This window comes from Streptomyces sp. NPDC056296, from assembly GCF_042268605.1.
Lineage (GTDB): Bacteria > Actinomycetota > Actinomycetes > Streptomycetales > Streptomycetaceae > Streptomyces.
The window spans coordinates 146,606-161,601 of the sequence record NZ_JBHJRX010000001.1 but is presented as its reverse complement, the minus strand read 5'-3'; the positions used below and the strand labels follow the sequence as shown (position 1 = coordinate 161,601).

General features: G+C 69.0%; 16 protein-coding genes. 15 read left to right on the top strand and 1 reads right to left on the bottom strand.

Translation table 11 applies throughout. The annotated features are described in order from the left end of the window. Positions 1-2: 2 nt before the first annotated feature. The 11 genes from rplO to truA all read left to right on the top strand — a co-directional run bounded on the left by rplO (position 3) and on the right by truA (position 8,301). Entirely contained in the window at positions 3-458 is a 456-nt protein-coding gene (rplO, locus tag ACFCZF_RS00745) for a 50S ribosomal protein L15 (RefSeq protein WP_043381011.1), read from the top strand. Positions 459-701: 243 nt separating this feature from the next. Continuing rightward, complete coding sequence (gene secY / locus ACFCZF_RS00740) at positions 702-2,015, top strand: preprotein translocase subunit SecY (protein ID WP_375907011.1); 1,314 nt, start codon at positions 702-704, stop codon at positions 2,013-2,015. Further along, the gene (locus ACFCZF_RS00735; RefSeq protein WP_376669816.1) at positions 2,015-2,668 is read left to right on the top strand and encodes an adenylate kinase; all 654 of its coding nucleotides are present in this window, start codon (positions 2,015-2,017) and stop codon (positions 2,666-2,668) included. The genes secY and ACFCZF_RS00735 overlap by 1 nt, the downstream gene beginning before the upstream one ends. Positions 2,669-2,800: 132 nt before the next feature. Continuing rightward, a complete protein-coding gene (map, locus tag ACFCZF_RS00730) occupies positions 2,801-3,637 on the top strand; it encodes a type I methionyl aminopeptidase (RefSeq protein WP_376669815.1) in 837 nt (278 codons plus the stop codon). A gap of 356 nt (positions 3,638-3,993) precedes the next feature. Beyond that, positions 3,994-4,215 carry a translation initiation factor IF-1 gene (gene infA, locus ACFCZF_RS00725; protein ID WP_004927214.1) on the top strand — a complete coding sequence of 74 codons (222 nt, stop codon included), beginning with the start codon at positions 3,994-3,996 and terminating at the stop codon, positions 4,213-4,215. Between the two features lie 68 nt (positions 4,216-4,283). Continuing rightward, positions 4,284-4,397: a 50S ribosomal protein L36 gene (gene rpmJ / locus ACFCZF_RS00720; protein ID WP_003974245.1), complete on the top strand. Its 114-nt coding sequence runs from the start codon at positions 4,284-4,286 to the stop codon at positions 4,395-4,397. A 220-nt stretch (positions 4,398-4,617) separates the two neighbouring features. After that, on the top strand, positions 4,618-4,998 hold the full coding sequence (gene rpsM / locus ACFCZF_RS00715) for a 30S ribosomal protein S13 (protein ID WP_279560360.1): 381 nt from the start codon (positions 4,618-4,620) through the stop codon (positions 4,996-4,998). A 66-nt stretch (positions 4,999-5,064) separates the two neighbouring features. Continuing rightward, positions 5,065-5,469: a 30S ribosomal protein S11 gene (rpsK, locus tag ACFCZF_RS00710; protein ID WP_003948617.1), complete on the top strand. Its 405-nt coding sequence runs from the start codon at positions 5,065-5,067 to the stop codon at positions 5,467-5,469. A gap of 143 nt (positions 5,470-5,612) precedes the next feature. Then, complete coding sequence (locus ACFCZF_RS00705; protein WP_003966937.1) at positions 5,613-6,635, top strand: DNA-directed RNA polymerase subunit alpha; 1,023 nt, start codon at positions 5,613-5,615, stop codon at positions 6,633-6,635. 160 nt (positions 6,636-6,795) lie between these two features. After that, on the top strand, positions 6,796-7,302 hold the full coding sequence (gene rplQ / locus ACFCZF_RS00700; RefSeq protein ID WP_376669814.1) for a 50S ribosomal protein L17: 507 nt from the start codon (positions 6,796-6,798) through the stop codon (positions 7,300-7,302). 141 nt (positions 7,303-7,443) lie between these two features. Then, the gene (gene truA / locus ACFCZF_RS00695; protein ID WP_376669813.1) at positions 7,444-8,301 is read left to right on the top strand and encodes a tRNA pseudouridine(38-40) synthase TruA; all 858 of its coding nucleotides are present in this window, start codon (positions 7,444-7,446) and stop codon (positions 8,299-8,301) included. A 25-nt stretch (positions 8,302-8,326) separates the two neighbouring features. Here the strand turns inward: truA and ACFCZF_RS00690 are convergent, their stop codons facing one another. Beyond that, positions 8,327-9,310, bottom strand: coding sequence for a hypothetical protein (locus ACFCZF_RS00690; protein ID WP_376669812.1), 984 nt, complete (start codon positions 9,308-9,310; stop codon positions 8,327-8,329). A 17-nt stretch (positions 9,311-9,327) separates the two neighbouring features. Here ACFCZF_RS00690 and ACFCZF_RS00685 point away from each other — a divergent pair, with 17 nt between their 5' ends. From ACFCZF_RS00685 to ACFCZF_RS00670, 4 genes are all read left to right on the top strand, one after another. Continuing rightward, on the top strand, positions 9,328-10,521 hold the full coding sequence (locus tag ACFCZF_RS00685; protein ID WP_376669811.1) for a CapA family protein: 1,194 nt from the start codon (positions 9,328-9,330) through the stop codon (positions 10,519-10,521). 207 nt (positions 10,522-10,728) lie between these two features. Next, on the top strand, positions 10,729-12,984 hold the full coding sequence (locus ACFCZF_RS00680; protein ID WP_376669810.1) for a HAMP domain-containing protein: 2,256 nt from the start codon (positions 10,729-10,731) through the stop codon (positions 12,982-12,984). Between the two features lie 6 nt (positions 12,985-12,990). Next, positions 12,991-14,517, top strand: a complete 1,527-nt coding sequence (gene pgsB, locus ACFCZF_RS00675; protein WP_376669809.1) for a poly-gamma-glutamate synthase PgsB — start codon at positions 12,991-12,993, stop codon at positions 14,515-14,517. Continuing rightward, positions 14,514-14,996 (top strand): poly-gamma-glutamate biosynthesis protein PgsC/CapC, encoded by a 483-nt coding sequence (locus tag ACFCZF_RS00670; RefSeq protein WP_184761006.1) that lies wholly within the window; start codon positions 14,514-14,516, stop codon positions 14,994-14,996. The genes pgsB and ACFCZF_RS00670 overlap by 4 nt, the downstream gene beginning before the upstream one ends.

Sequence of the window (14,996 nt, the reverse complement as noted above, 5' to 3'; positions counted from 1 at the left end):
TCATGGGTGAGCAGAACCCGCTCAAGATCCACAACCTCCGTCCCGCCCCGGGCGCCAAGACCGCCAAGACCCGTGTGGGTCGTGGTGAGGCGTCGAAGGGTAAGACGGCCGGTCGTGGTACCAAGGGTACGAAGGCCCGTTACCAGGTTCCGGAGCGCTTCGAGGGTGGCCAGATGCCCCTCCACATGCGTCTTCCGAAGCTGAAGGGCTTCAAGAACCCGTTCAAGACCGAGTTCCAGGTCGTGAACCTCGACAAGCTGGCCGCGCTCTACCCCGAGGGTGGCGAGGTCACCGTCGAGGGTCTGGTGGCCAAGGGTGCCGTTCGCAAGAACAGCCTCGTCAAGGTCCTCGGCCAGGGCGAGATCTCCGTGGCGCTGCAGGTGACGGTCGACGCCGTCTCCGGCTCCGCCAAGGAGAAGATCACCGCCGCCGGCGGTACCGTCACCGAGCTCGTCTGAACCCTTCAGGCGTCTCGATGACTTGAGCGATCCCAACCGGGGATGCCCCACAAAAGGGGTATCCCCGGTTGGTCGTTCCAAGGGAAGTGCTCCCGCCGGTAAGGTGGCCTGCGCTGCCCTCTTTCACGGGTGCGTCACATGGGGCACCCTGGGCGGCAGTTGACCGTTACTTACTTATGTCGTCAGTCGAATCCTCAAGACCGTCACCCTTGACGCAGTAGCGCGGGGGTCGCAGGAGGCACCGTGCTCACCGCGTTCGCCCGGGCGTTCAAGACGCCCGACCTGCGCAAGAAGCTGCTCTTCACGCTCGGCATCATCGTGGTGTACCGGCTCGGTACCCACATCCCCATCCCAGGCGTCGACTACAAGAACGTCCAGGAGTGTGTGGACCAGGCGTCCGGCAACCAGGGCATCTTCGGTCTGGTGAACATGTTCAGCGGCGGCGCCCTGCTGCAGATCACGGTCTTCGCGCTCGGCATCATGCCGTACATCACGGCGAGCATCATTCTGCAGCTGCTGACCGTGGTCATCCCGCGCCTGGAAGCCCTGAAGAAGGAGGGCCAGGCGGGTACGGCGAAGATCACGCAGTACACCCGCTACCTGACCATCGCGCTCGCCATCCTCCAGGGCACCGGCCTGGTGGCCACCGCGCGCAGCGGCGCCCTCTTCTCCGGCTGCACCGTCGCCGGTCAGATCGTGCCCGACCAGGCCATCTTCACCACCATCGTCATGGTGATCACCATGACCGCCGGTACGGCCACCGTCATGTGGCTCGGCGAGCTGATCACCGACCGCGGCGTCGGCAACGGCATGTCGATCCTGATGTTCATCTCGATCGCCGCGACCTTCCCCTCCGCTCTGTGGGCCATCAAGCAGGAGGGCACCCTGGCGGGCGGCTGGATCGAGTTCGGCATCGTCATGCTCGTCGGCTTCGTCATGGTCGGCCTGGTCGTCTTCGTCGAGCAGGCCCAGCGCCGCATCCCGGTGCAGTACGCGAAGCGCATGATCGGCCGCCGCTCCTACGGCGGTACGTCCACGTACATCCCGCTCAAGGTGAACCAGGCGGGCATCATCCCCGTCATCTTCGCCTCGTCGCTGCTCTACATTCCGGCTCTGATCGTCCAGTTCTCCGGCTCGCAGGCGGGCTGGGCCGTTTGGATCCAGAAGAACCTGGCCGACCCCGAGGCCGCGTCGCACGTCGCTCTGTACTTCCTCCTGATCGTGTTCTTCGCCTTCTTCTACGTGGCGATCTCGTTCAACCCCGAGGAAGTCGCGGACAACATGAAGAAGTATGGTGGGTTCATCCCGGGCATCCGGGCTGGCCGACCGACCGCTGAGTACCTGAGCTACGTACTCAACCGGATCACCTGGCCGGGTTCGCTGTATCTGGGCCTGATCTCTCTCGTACCGACAATGGCGTTGGCCGGTTTCGGGGCAAACCAGAACTTCCCGTTCGGCGGGACCAGCATCCTCATCATCGTGGGTGTGGGTCTTGAGACGGTGAAGCAGATCGAGAGCCAGCTCCAGCAGCGCAATTACGAAGGGTTCCTCCGCTGATGCGAATCGTCCTCGTCGGGCCGCCGGGTGCCGGTAAGGGAACGCAGGCCACCCGCCTTGCCGAGACGCTGCACATTCCGCACATCTCCACGGGTGACCTGTTCCGCGCGAACATCAGCCAGCAGACCGACCTGGGCAAGCTCGCCAAGTCGTACATCGACGCCGGCAACCTCGTACCGGACGAGGTGACCATCGCCATGGCGAAGGACCGCATGGAGCAGCCCGACGCCGAGGGCGGTTTCCTGCTGGACGGCTTCCCGCGCAACGTCTCCCAGGCCGAGGCGCTGGACGAGCTCCTCGAGACCGAGGACATGAAGCTCGACGCGGTGCTGGACCTGGAGGCCCCGGAGGACGAGGTCGTCAAGCGGATCGCCGGCCGGCGCGTCTGCCGCAACGACTCGGCGCACGTCTTCCACGTGACGTACTCGCCGCCGAAGAAGGAAGGCGTCTGCGACGTCTGCGGCGGCGAGCTGTACCAGCGGGGCGACGACTCCGAGGAGACGGTCCGCAAGCGGCTCGAGGTCTACCACACGCAGACCGAGCCGATCATCGACTACTACAAGGCGCAGGGCCTGGTCGTCACCATCGCGGCGACGGGACCGGTGGCCGAGGTCACCGGCCGTGCGCTGGAGGCGCTCAAGCGCGACCAGTAGTTCTCACAGTCAGGCTGCAGCCGCGGTCCCTCGCTCAGGGGCCGCGGCTGTGCTGTGGGGTGGGGCCGATCCCTGCCCCGTATCGTTGGAAGCGTTCCCCTTGCTCTCCGGTCCAGAAAGGCCGCAGTCCCCATGGTGCAGATCAAGAGCCCCGAGCAGATCGCCAAGATGCGTGAGGCGGGGCTGGTCGTCGCCGCCATCCACGCGGCCACGCGCGAGGCCGCCGTGCCCGGCGCCACGACCAAGGACCTGGACCAGGTCGCCCGCAAGGTGCTCACGGAGTACAACGCCAAGCCGAACTTCCTCGGCTACGGCGGCTTCCCGGCGACCATCTGCACCTCCGTGAACGAGGTCGTCGTCCACGGCATCCCGTCCGACGACGTCGTCCTCAAGGACGGGGACGTCATCTCCATCGACTGCGGCGCGATCATCGACGGCTGGCACGGCGACGCCGCGTACACGGCCTTCGTCGGCTCCGGCCACTCCCCGGAGCTGGTCGAGCTCTCCCGGGTGACCGAGGAGTCGATGTGGGCGGGCATCGCGGCCATGAAGCAGGGCAACCGACTCGTCGACGTCTCCCGGGCCATCGAGACGTACATCCGCCGCCAGCCCAAGCCCGGTGGCGGCAAGTACGGGATCATCGAGGACTACGGCGGTCACGGCATCGGCACCGAGATGCACATGGACCCGCACCTGCTGAACTACGTCGACCGCCGACGCGGCAAGGGCCCGAAGCTGGTCCCCGGCTTCTGCCTGGCCATCGAGCCGATGGTGTCCCTCGGCACCCCGCGCACGGAGGTCCTGGAGGACGACTGGACCGTCATCACGACGGACGGCACCTGGTCCTCCCACTGGGAGCACTCGGTGGCCCTCACGGAACAGGGCCCACTGGTCCTGACGTCCCCTGACGGCGGCAAGGCGAAGCTGGCGGAGCTGGGCGTGACGGCGGCGCCGGATCCGCTGTCCTGATCCGGGCCCGCGCCACGGCTGCCGGTCGGAGGCCGGCGCAGCCCTTCGAAGCTTGTGAGGCGCCCCGGCGCCGAGCCCGCGAGAAGGGCGTGGAGGAGGGGACGGAGGCAAGGCGAAGCTGGCGGAGCTGGGCGTGACGGCGGCGCCGGATCCGCTGTCCTGATCCGGGTCCGCGCTACGGCTGCCGGGGCGGTTTCCGTCGCATAACGATCACCCCGGTGGGGCAGGCTACCTCGTTTCGCCTTTCCGGGTGTGCTGACGTAGACTGACTCGTCGGCTCTCGTGCACCCGCATGCCTGCATGCACTCGTACGGTGTAGGGGAGTCGATCAAGGTAGTCGATTCGAAGGGCGAAGCGTGGCCAAGAAGCAAGGTGCCATCGAGATCGAGGGCACTGTCGTCGAGTCTCTTCCGAACGCCATGTTCAGGGTCGAGCTCCAGAACGGCCACCAGGTCCTGGCACACATCAGCGGCAAGATGCGCATGCACTACATCCGCATCCTCCCTGACGACCGGGTCGTGGTGGAGCTGTCTCCGTACGACCTGACGCGTGGCCGGATCGTCTACCGGTACAAGTAGATCTTGCCCACGTCCCGCGTGTGTTCCGCGCGGGGCCGCCGGCAACTGACCCGGAGAACCTCACACCCATGAAGGTCAAGCCGAGCGTCAAGAAGATCTGCGACAAGTGCAGGGTGATCCGCCGTCACGGTCGGGTCATGGTCATCTGCGACAACCCGCGCCACAAGCAGCGCCAGGGCTGACGCACGACCGTTCCCTCCGCGATTCGCAAGACTTCGCGCGACGCGAGCTGAATTGTTCATACGCAGAACCCGGACGCCCAGGCGTCCGACACCCCCGGTTCGGAGGCCGGGGACCCGTGCCGTACCTAATCTTCGACTGTGGCCGTGCCACAGCGTGAAGAGGCCGGCGGCCGGAGACCGGTTCTGTGGAAGACCTCCGAAGATCAACTGGAGCCATTGAATGGCACGCGTTTCCGGTGTTGACATCCCGCGCGAAAAGCGCGTCGAGATCGCCCTCACCTACGTGTTCGGCATCGGCCGGACTCTCTCGCAGCAGACGCTGGCTGCCACCGAGGTGGACCCGAACACCCGTGTTCGTGACCTCACCGAGGAGCAGCTCGTCGCGATCCGCGAGTACGTCGACAACAACATCAAGACCGAGGGTGACCTCCGTCGCGAGGTCCAGGCCGACATCCGCCGCAAGGTCGAGATCGGCACCTACCAGGGTCTCCGCCACCGTCGCGGTCTGCCCGTCCGCGGTCAGCGCACCAGCACCAACGCGCGTACCCGCAAGGGCCCGCGTCGCGCCATCGCCGGCAAGAAGAAGCCGGGCAAGAAGTAGTCCGCAGCGGACTCGCCGTCCAGCGGTCTTCGCTGTAGGACCGACCACCTCCCGTAGGAGAACGACATGCCCCCCAAGGGACGTCAGGGCGCTGCCAAGAAGGTGCGCCGCAAGGAAAAGAAGAACGTCGCTCACGGCCACGCGCACATCAAGAGCACGTTCAACAACACGATCGTGTCCATCACGGACCCGACCGGCAACGTGATCTCGTGGGCCTCCGCCGGCCACGTGGGCTTCAAGGGCTCGCGCAAGTCCACCCCCTTCGCCGCGCAGATGGCCGCCGAGTCGGCCGCCCGTCGCGCGCAGGAGCACGGCATGCGCAAGGTCGACGTCTTCGTCAAGGGCCCGGGTTCCGGTCGTGAGACCGCCATCCGTTCGCTCCAGGCGACCGGCCTCGAGGTCGGCTCGATCCAGGACGTCACCCCGACGCCGCACAACGGCTGCCGTCCGCCGAAGCGTCGTCGCGTCTGATCCGTCGCGTCCTGCCGGACGCGTCTGATCTCGCTTCACCAGGGTTTTCCGGGCGGTACGGCTCTTTCGGGTCGTATCGCCCGTACCCTTGCAGTACTAGTCGGGCGTCAAATAGCGGGCGCCCCTGACTGAAGGATCACCACATGCTGATCGCTCAGCGTCCCTCGTTGACCGAAGAGGTCGTCGACGAGTTCCGCTCCCGGTTCGTCATCGAGCCGCTGGAGCCGGGCTTCGGTTACACCCTCGGCAACTCCCTGCGCCGTACGCTCCTCTCCTCGATCCCGGGTGCGGCGGTCACGTCCATCCGTATCGACGGTGTCCTGCACGAGTTCACCACCGTGCCGGGCGTCAAGGAGGACGTCACCGACCTCATCCTCAACATCAAGCAGCTGGTCGTCTCCTCCGAGCACGACGAGCCCGTTGTGATGTACCTGCGCAAGCAGGGTCCGGGTCTGGTCACCGCCGCCGACATCGCGCCCCCGGCCGGTGTCGAGGTGCACAACCCCGACCTCGTCCTCGCCACGCTCAACGGCAAGGGCAAGCTGGAGATGGAGCTGACCGTCGAGCGCGGTCGCGGCTACGTCTCCGCCGTGCAGAACAAGCAGGTCGGTCAGGAGATCGGGCGCATCCCGGTCGACTCGATCTACTCGCCGGTTCTCAAGGTCACGTACAAGGTCGAGGCCACGCGTGTCGAGCAGCGCACCGACTTCGACAAGCTGATCGTCGACGTCGAGACCAAGCAGGCCATGCGTCCGCGCGACGCCATGGCGTCGGCCGGTAAGACCCTGGTCGAGCTGTTCGGTCTCGCCCGCGAGCTGAACATCGACGCCGAGGGCATCGACATGGGTCCGTCCCCGACGGACGCGGCGCTCGCCGCCGATCTGGCGCTGCCGATCGAGGAGCTGGAGCTCACCGTTCGGTCGTACAACTGCCTCAAGCGTGAGGGCATCCACTCCGTGGGTGAGCTCGTCGCGCGTTCCGAGGCGGACCTGCTGGACATCCGCAACTTCGGTGCGAAGTCCATTGACGAGGTCAAGGCCAAGCTCGCGGGTATGGGGCTTGCGCTGAAGGACTCGCCTCCCGGGTTCGACCCGACCGCGGCGGCGGACGCGTTCGGCGCGGACGACGACGCGGATGCGGGCTTCGTCGAGACCGAGCAGTACTGAGCTCGGGTTCGACGGTTCGATTCTTGCTGCCGGCCGGTTGTGGCTGGTCGCGCAGTTCCCCGCGCCCCTTTGGGGCGCGGGGTCTCCGACAGGCGGCCGCCTGCTCGGATACTGACTTCGGTACCTGATACGGCCGGGGCAGACACTTAGGAGAAACACCATGCCGAAGCCCAGCAAGGGTGCCCGTATGGGCGGCAGTGCCGCGCACGAGAAGCTGCTCCTCGCGAACCTCGCGAAGTCGCTGTTCGAGCACGGCCGCATCACCACCACCGAGGCGAAGGCGCGCAAGCTGCGTCCGTACGCCGAGCGTCTGGTCACCAAGGCGAAGAAGGGCGACCTTCACAACCGCCGTCAGGTGCTCCAGGTGATCACGGACAAGAGCATCGTGCACACGCTCTTCACCGAGATCGGCCCGCGCTACGAGAACCGTCCCGGTGGCTACACCCGGATCACCAAGATCGGTAACCGCCGTGGCGACAACGCGCCCATGGCCGTCATCGAGCTGGTCGAGGCGCTGACCGTGGCGCAGGAGGCGACCGGCGAGGCCGAGGCGGCGACGAAGCGCTCCGCCAAGGACGCCGAGGCTGCTCCGGCTGCCGAGGAGACCAAGGTCGACACGGCCAAGGCCGACGACGAGGCTGCGGCCGAGGAGTCGAAGGACGCGTAAGCGTTCTGCCGGGGGCTGTGTGATTGCGGCTGCGGCTTCGTCGTGGCTTGTCGCGCAGTTCCCCGCGCCCCTTACGGGCGTTCGCGGGTCCGTTCCTTTCGAGGGGCGGGCCCGCTTTCGTTTTGCTGAGAGGATCTCTGGGTGAGTGACGAAGTGGAGCCCGGGTTCGTGCGGGTGCGGCTGGATCTGTCGTACGACGGGAGCGAGTTCTCCGGGTGGGCCAAGCAGGCCGGTGGGCGGCGGACCGTGCAGGGGGAGATCGAGGACGCGCTGCGGACGGTCACGCGGTCCCGTGAGACGTACGAGCTGACCGTGGCCGGGCGGACCGACGCCGGGGTGCACGCCCGGGGCCAGGTCGCCCATGTCGACCTGCCGCGTGAGGTCTGGGCCGAGCACAACGCGAAGCTGCTCAAGCGGCTCGCCGGCCGGCTGTCCACGGACGTACGGGTGTGGGCCCTGCGCGAGGCGCCCGCCGGCTTCAACGCGCGGTTCTCCGCGATCTGGCGGCGCTACGCCTACCGGGTCACCGACAACCCCGGCGGCGTCGACCCGCTGCTGCGCGGCCATGTCCTGTGGCACGACTGGCCCCTCGACGTGGACGCCATGAACGAGGCCGCCGGCGGACTGCTGGGCGAGCACGACTTCGCCGCCTACTGCAAGAAGCGGGAGGGGGCCACGACCATCCGGACGCTCCAGGAGCTGAGCCTGGTGCGCGGTGCGGACGACGGGATCATCACCGCCACCGTGCGGGCCGACGCCTTCTGTCACAACATGGTGCGCTCCCTGATCGGGGCGCTGCTGTTCGTCGGCGACGGGCACCGGGGGGCCGACTGGCCGGGGAAGGTGCTCGCGGCCGGCGTACGGGACTCCGCCGTGCACGTCGTACGGCCGCACGGGCTGACGTTGGAGGAGGTCGGCTACCCGGCCGACGAGCTGCTGGCGGCCCGGAACAAGGAGGCGCGGAACAGGCGGTCCCTGCCGGCGGCCGGCTGCTGCTGAGCGGGCGGGCGTCCGCGGGCGCCGGTCAGTCGCCCGCCCAGGTGCTGAGCAGTCCGGCCAAGGTGTCCGCGGCCTCGTCGGCGTCCCTGCCGTCGCCCCGGGCGTCGGGTGCCAGCTCCAGGTGGACGAAGGTCGCGTGCTGCCGCTGGGCCGCGCGGCCCTGGACGTTGGTCGTGCCCTCCAGTGGACAGCGCGCCGACCAGCCACGGCAGACCCGCAGCCCCTCCGACTCCATCCGGTCGGCCAGGGCGGAGACCTCGCCGGGGGCGCTCTCCGCGGCGCCGGTGGACAGGACGGCGTCGTAGCGGTCCGTGGTCGACTCGGCGAAGCCGTGCAGCTGGATGCCGGGCACACCGCGCTCCTGCAGCTCCAGGACGATGCCGTGGAAGGCGCTGTCCTCGCGGTGGGCGACGTCGGCGGCGTCCCCGCGCCCGGCCCGGCGGTGGGCGCCGGCCAGCACCAGCGCGCCGCCCGGGGTGTCCTCCAGCAGCCGCACGCCCAGCTCCTCGGTGTCCCGGTCGGAGACGGGGTGCGGCACCTGCGCGCTCCAGCGGACGCGGGAGTCGGCGTTCAGGTAGAGCCGGCCCCACCGGGCGCTCTCGCCCGAGCCGGTGGCGGCGACCTCGTCGTAGCGCCGGCCGGACTCGGTGTCGGTGAGCCGGGTGACGCCGAGACCGACCGGGGCGAGCAGCCGCTCGGCCTCGCGCGCGTCGCCCTCCAGCAGACTGCCGACGCCTCGGGCCAGCTGGGCGCGCTGCGCCTCGCCGGGCGGCGAGTAGGGGTCGTCGGGGTCCAGATCCTTCGTGTACGACAGGACGCGGCTGCGCAGGTCGACCAGCTCACGCGCCTTCGGCTCCGAGGCCTCCGTGGAGGAGTCGGAGGACGCCTGACACCCGGTCAGCACCAGGAAGACACCTATCAGACCGAAAACGAACACAAAGCGAGACTGTCTTGTAATGGTAAAGACAGGGTGAGTTGTGAGGCCCATGTGAACATGTTTCGGTGACATTCCGTAAGTCTCTCCGTATGGGTCGTGCCGTGGCGATCCTGGTGGTTACCGCCACTCTGGCCACCGCGTGCGCCTCCGGGTCCGTCGACGGGTCCGTGGAGCCGCAGGCGAAGCCCGGCGGACGCTCGTTCACCGTGGCCGCCGCGGGTGACGTACTGATCCACCCCGAGCTGGTGGAGCAGGCGGCCAAGGACGCCGAGGAGACCGGCGAGGGCGAGGCCGGACTGGACTTCGGTCCGCTGCTCGCCGGCGTGAAGCCGGTCATCGGCGAGGCGGACCTGGCGATCTGTCACATGGAGACACCCGTCGGGAAGCCCAAGGGTCCCTTCCAGGGGTACCCGGAGTTCCTGGTGCCGCCGCAGATCCTGACGGCTCTGAAGGACGTGGGGTACGACACCTGCTCCACGGCCTCCAATCACACCTTCGATCACGGCCTCAAGGCCGTACGGCGGACGCTGGACGCCATGGACGAGGTGGGCCTCGGGCACGCCGGGTCGGCGCGTACGTCCGAGGAAGCAGAGCAGATCAACGTCCGTGACGTCAACGCCGTCAAGGTCGCGCATCTCGCGTACTCCTGGGAGTCCTTCCTCAACCCCACGCCCGAGAAGCAGAGCTGGGCCTTCAACCGGAGCAGCACCGAGGAGATCAAGAAGGACGAGGGCCGGGCCCGGAAGGCGGGGGCCGAGGTGGTGATCCTCTCGGTCCACTGGGGTCTTGAGCACTACAACGAGCCGAGCGTGCCGCAGCTGGAGCTGGCCCGGCGGATCACCGAGGAGACCGGCATCGACCTGGTGATCGGACACCACGCCCACGTGGTCCAGCCGATCCAGAAGGTGAACGGCACCTGGATCGCCTACGGCCTCGGCAACCAGGTGGCCCGGCACTCGTCCCCGACCGGGTTGACCGAGGAGGGGGCCATCGGCTGGTTCGAGTTCCGGGAGACGACCGAGGGCGGCTGGGACGTCACCGCCCGCTACCGCACCACGCTGGTGGACATCCCGCCCGAGGTGGAGCCCGGTGAGGAACTGCCCGACGGCGCAGTCGAGGACCACCGGCTGGTGGACGTGCAGCACCAGCTCGACCACCCGGACGGCCTGTCCGAGGAGCGGCTCGCCCGCTACCGGTTGGCCGCCGACCGCACGCGCGGATTCCTCTACAACCGTGGCGCTCCCGGCGGCGACGGCCTGAAGTCGCTGTCCCTGGAGGAGTGAGCAGCGCCACACCGCGTTCCGCGTCGAGGACACAACCTTGACGGCATTTATCAGTCTTTGTAGTGACGGCGTCGCACGACCGCGGCAGCGGTGCGTCCAGCGCGCGCTGGGCATCCCCGTAGCAACCAAGGAAGAAGACCGGTGACATCGAGTCGTGCCGCGAACTCCGGGCGGAAAGGGCGGCGACGCAGCCGCAGGCGTGCGGACATGCCCCTCCTGGGCGGCATCCGTCCCCCGATCGCGGTGCTGTGTCTGCTGATCGTCGCCCTGGCGGCGCTCACGGCGAAGGTGCTCGGTCCCGGCGAGGACACCGTGGTGCCCAAGGCCGTGCTGTCCTCGCAGCAGCACTTCGCGGAGGACGGCGCGATCGCGCTGCGCGCCTCGATCGACGAGCGGGTCACGGACCTGGAGCGCACCGCCGCCGCGCTGAACGCCCAGAAGCCCGAGGAGCCGGAGCGCGTCCTGTCCGACCTGGGCCGGACCTACCAGAAGTGGACCGGCACCACAGTGATCGACCTGGAGAGCGGCAAGGTCCTCGCCGCGCGTGGCGAAAGGATTCCTCTCGCCTGGCTCGACAAGGACGTCCTCACCGGCGAGCACGCCCTCACGCCCCGCATGGTGCGGCTGGAGACCGGTGACGTCCGGCTGATGACGATGGCGCTCCTCGAAGCGAAGGACCGGCCGCAGCAGTTGCTGATCGCCTCCAACAGCCTGTCCGTACCCGCCATCAACCTGGGTCCGTTCCGCAGCATGGCGGTCGTCGCCCGGGACGGTGAGGTCCTCGCGACCGAGGGCTTCGAACAGTCCGAGGCCCTCAACTCCGACCAGGAGCGCAAGGAACTCGTCTTCCTCCAGAAGCAGATGTCCCACATCTCCGACCAGGCCGCCGAACGCACCGAGGAGCACCCCGTCACCGCACGGGAGCCCGGCTCCCGGGGTTACCCCGGCGTCAGCGGGACCCTGCTGGGCGACGACTACAACGGCCGGGTCACCACCGCCGGGTACGCCTCCCTCGCCTCCTCCGACCCGGAGGAGAAGGACAGCGTCGCCGCGGGCCTCGGGCTCACCGTGGTGGCGATGCTGCCCGTGGTCCAGCAGCAGGGTGCCGCCGAGACGGGCCGGGAACTGTACGGGCTGTTCGCGGCCGGGGCGCTGGTCGTGCTCGGGCTGCTGGCGGCGGCCGTGCTGTGGGCGGCCGTGCAGCGCCCGCTGCTGCGGCTGTTCCTGGAGTCCCGCCGGCTCGCCCGCGGCGATCTGACCCGGCCCGTCGCGGTGCCCCGCTGGGGCGAGGCCGCCCGGATCGGCGCCGCGCTGGAACGCCTGCGGACCCAGCTCCACGGCACCGGCGAAGGCCCCGACCAAGGCCCCGGCGCCAAGAGCGGCAAGGTCCGCCTCGGCATGCGCGTGCCGCTCGGGGTGACCGCCGTTCTGCTGCTGCTGTGGTGTGTGCCGGTCGGCCTGCTGCTGAACCGCACCGACGGCTCGGTCAGCGTGCCCGCCACCATCGTCAACGACCAGCGGGACCGCACCGACCTGATCGCCGACCGCGTCCGCCGGGCGCTCAACGAAGCCCAGGCGGACCTCGTCTCCACCTCCCGGCTGATCGACGCGGACGACCCCGACGCCGCCGAGACCCTGCTGTCGGACGCCCTGGAGGAGCACACCCGCTACCAGGCCCTGTACGTCGTGGACGCCGACGGCGAGGTCGTCGCCCGGGCCGGGGGAGACCCGCACGACTGGAGCGACGACGAGGACCTGCCGCCCGTCCGCGTCTCCGGCAAGGGAGACAGGAAGCCGGTGATCCAGGCCGCCGCCCCCGTGCCGGAGCACAAGGGCACCACCCTGGTCGGCGAGGTACGGGTGGAGTTCCTCAACTCGCTGCTGAAGCGGCCCGGCCTCGGCGAGGTCCGCGTGGTGAACGCCGACGCGCGGACCGTCGCCGGCAGCGACGGCTTCCTGGCCTTCGAGAAGCTGCCCGGCGACGCCCTGACCGACCTGGTCCGCGCGGGCAACGTACGGGTCGGCGCCGGCCCCGTCGAGAACGGCCTGCTCATCCGGGACGGCGGCGACGTCACCGTGGCCGCCGCGGCCCCCTTCTCCGGCGGCGGCATCGCCTCCGACCTCGGCTGGACCGTGGTCAGCAGCCAGGACGCCGACCACTTCGAGATCGCCGCCTACGAGCGCGAGGACCGCAGCGTGCTCGCCGGGATGCTCGGCCTCGCCGCGATCGTCGTCTGCCTGGGCTGGGTGTACCTGGTCGTCGCACGGCCACTGCGGGCCCTGGCCACCAGCGCCGAGAAGCTCGCCGACGGGGACCTCAAGACCGTGCACTACCCGCGCTACCAGGACGAGGTCGGGGCCGTCGTCCGCAGCCTCGAACTGCTCCGCCAGCAGTTGCAGGCCCGCCGACAGAACCAGGCCCGCCGGCCCGCCGAGCCCCGGCTCGGCGCCGGAGGAAGGTGATCCCGAGTGCTCTATCTGTACTTCGTCCTGCTGGCCGGCAGCCTGTTCCTGCTCGTCGCGGGCATCGTGGAGCAGCGCCGGCACTACGCGGCCCTGCACTCCATCCCCTCCCGCGTGCTCGTCAACGGCATCCGCGGCAAGTCCTCCATCACCCGGCTGTGCGCGGGCGCGCTGCGCGGCGGTGACCTGGTCACCGTGGCCAAGACGACCGGTACCGCCGCGCGCTTCATCCACCCCGACGCCACCGAGGAGCCGGTCTACCGCAAGTTCGGCATCGCCAACGTCGTCGAGCAGATCGGCATCGTCCGCCGCGCCGCCACCTACCGTCCCGACGCGCTGGTCATCGAGTGCATGGCGGTCATGCCGGCGCTCCAGGAGGTCAACCAGAGCAAGCTGATCCGCTCCACGATCGGCGTGCTGTGCAACGTCCGCGAGGACCACCTCGCCGAGATGGGCCCGACCCTGGACGACGTGGCGCGCTCGCTGTGCCGCTCGATGCCCGAGAACGGCATCTGCGTCACCGCCGAGAAGGAGCGTTTCCACATCCTCCAGGAGGAGGCGGACGCCCGTAACTGCCGGCTGGTCTACGCGGACCCGGAGATGGTCAGCGACGAGGAGCTGCGCGGGTTCAGCTGGTTCACCTTCAAGGAGAACGTCGCGATCGCCCTGGTCGTCGCCGAACTGGTCGGCGTGGAGCGGCAGGTCGCCCTCCAGGGCATGTACGACGCCCCGCCGGACCCGGGCGTGCTCTCCGTGGAGCGCTACGTGGCCCCCGAGGGCAAGCGCCTCGCCTTCGCCAACGTCTTCGCGGCCAACGACCCCGAGTCGACGCTGATGAACATCAACCAGCTGCTCGATCTCGGCGCGATCCGCCGCCCGCTCAACGTGGTGATCAACTGCCGTCCGGACCGCGTGGAGCGCAACGGGCAGATGGGCGAGATCATCCCCGACCTCCAGCCCGACAACGTCTTCGTGATCGGGCACCCGTCCAAGAGCGCCATCGACGCCATCCCCGCCCAGTGGCGCGAGAGGGCGGTGGACCTGGGCGGCGAGCGACGGTCGGCCGACGAGTTCATGCCGGCGCTGCTCGGCCGGATGTCCGACGGCTCCTCCCTGGTCGCCATCGGCAACATCCACGGCCAGGGCGAGGAACTCCTGGAGTACCTGGCCGAGCTCCCGGCGGACGACAGCGACGGCGACACCGGCGCGGCGGCGCCGAGCCTGGACCCGTTCGCCTCGTACCCGACGGCGTACGAGGAGCGCTACCAGGCCTCGCAGACCCAGGAGATCCCGGTGGTCCGCGTCCCGGCCCAGCCGACGGGCCCGTACGGGCAGCAGCACGGTCAGTACGAGCGGCAGCAGCGGTACGGACAGCAGGAGTACGAGCAGCCGGAGTACGGACAGCAGCCGGAGTACGGACAGCAGCAGTACGGGCAGTACGCCCCCGACCGGGAGCCCTGGCCGCCCCACGACGAAGCGCACGACGACCCCTACGGCGGGACCCCCCGCCCACCTGCCCGGAGACCCCGTTGACCACCGCCGCACTCACCCCCGAGATGGCCGCCCTCGGCATCGCCATAGGCCTGTTCTTCTCGCTGCTGTGCTACCTCACCACCAATCTGTCGCCCGGTGGCATGATCACGCCGGGCTGGATCGCGCTGACCCTCATCGAGGACCTCCAGCGCGCGGCCATGATGGTGGGCGTCACCGCGCTGACCTACGCGGGCACCAAGATCATGCAGCGGCTGGTGATCCTCTACGGCAAGCGGCTGTTCGCCGCGGTGGTGCTGCTGGGCGTACTGCTCCAGGCCACGGTGATGATCGTGCTCTCGATCGAGTTCCCGCTCCTGTACGGCAACCAGACCCTCGGCTTCATCGTGCCCGGCCTCGTCGCCTACCAGATGGTGCGCCAGCCCAAGGGCGCCACCTTGCTGGCCACCGGCACGGTCTCCCTCATGGCGTACATCGTCGTCGCCGCCGGACTGCTGCTCGGCGTTATGCCCACCGTCTGA

Coding starts and splice junctions, on each gene's coding strand:
- rpmJ (WP_003974245.1), top strand. CDS start 4,284: ATGAAGGTCAAGCCGAGCGTCAAGAAGATCTGCGACAAGTGCAGGGTG.
- ACFCZF_RS00685 (WP_376669811.1), top strand. CDS start 9,328: ATGGGTCGTGCCGTGGCGATCCTGGTGGTTACCGCCACTCTGGCCACC.
- rplO (WP_043381011.1), top strand. CDS start 3: ATGGGTGAGCAGAACCCGCTCAAGATCCACAACCTCCGTCCCGCCCCG.
- rpsM (WP_279560360.1), top strand. CDS start 4,618: ATGGCACGCGTTTCCGGTGTTGACATCCCGCGCGAAAAGCGCGTCGAG.
- rplQ (WP_376669814.1), top strand. CDS start 6,796: ATGCCGAAGCCCAGCAAGGGTGCCCGTATGGGCGGCAGTGCCGCGCAC.
- ACFCZF_RS00690 (WP_376669812.1), bottom strand. CDS start 9,310: ATGTCACCGAAACATGTTCACATGGGCCTCACAACTCACCCTGTCTTT.
- map (WP_376669815.1), top strand. CDS start 2,801: ATGGTGCAGATCAAGAGCCCCGAGCAGATCGCCAAGATGCGTGAGGCG.
- ACFCZF_RS00705 (WP_003966937.1), top strand. CDS start 5,613: ATGCTGATCGCTCAGCGTCCCTCGTTGACCGAAGAGGTCGTCGACGAG.
- rpsK (WP_003948617.1), top strand. CDS start 5,065: ATGCCCCCCAAGGGACGTCAGGGCGCTGCCAAGAAGGTGCGCCGCAAG.
- ACFCZF_RS00735 (WP_376669816.1), top strand. CDS start 2,015: ATGCGAATCGTCCTCGTCGGGCCGCCGGGTGCCGGTAAGGGAACGCAG.
- ACFCZF_RS00680 (WP_376669810.1), top strand. CDS start 10,729: ATGCCCCTCCTGGGCGGCATCCGTCCCCCGATCGCGGTGCTGTGTCTG.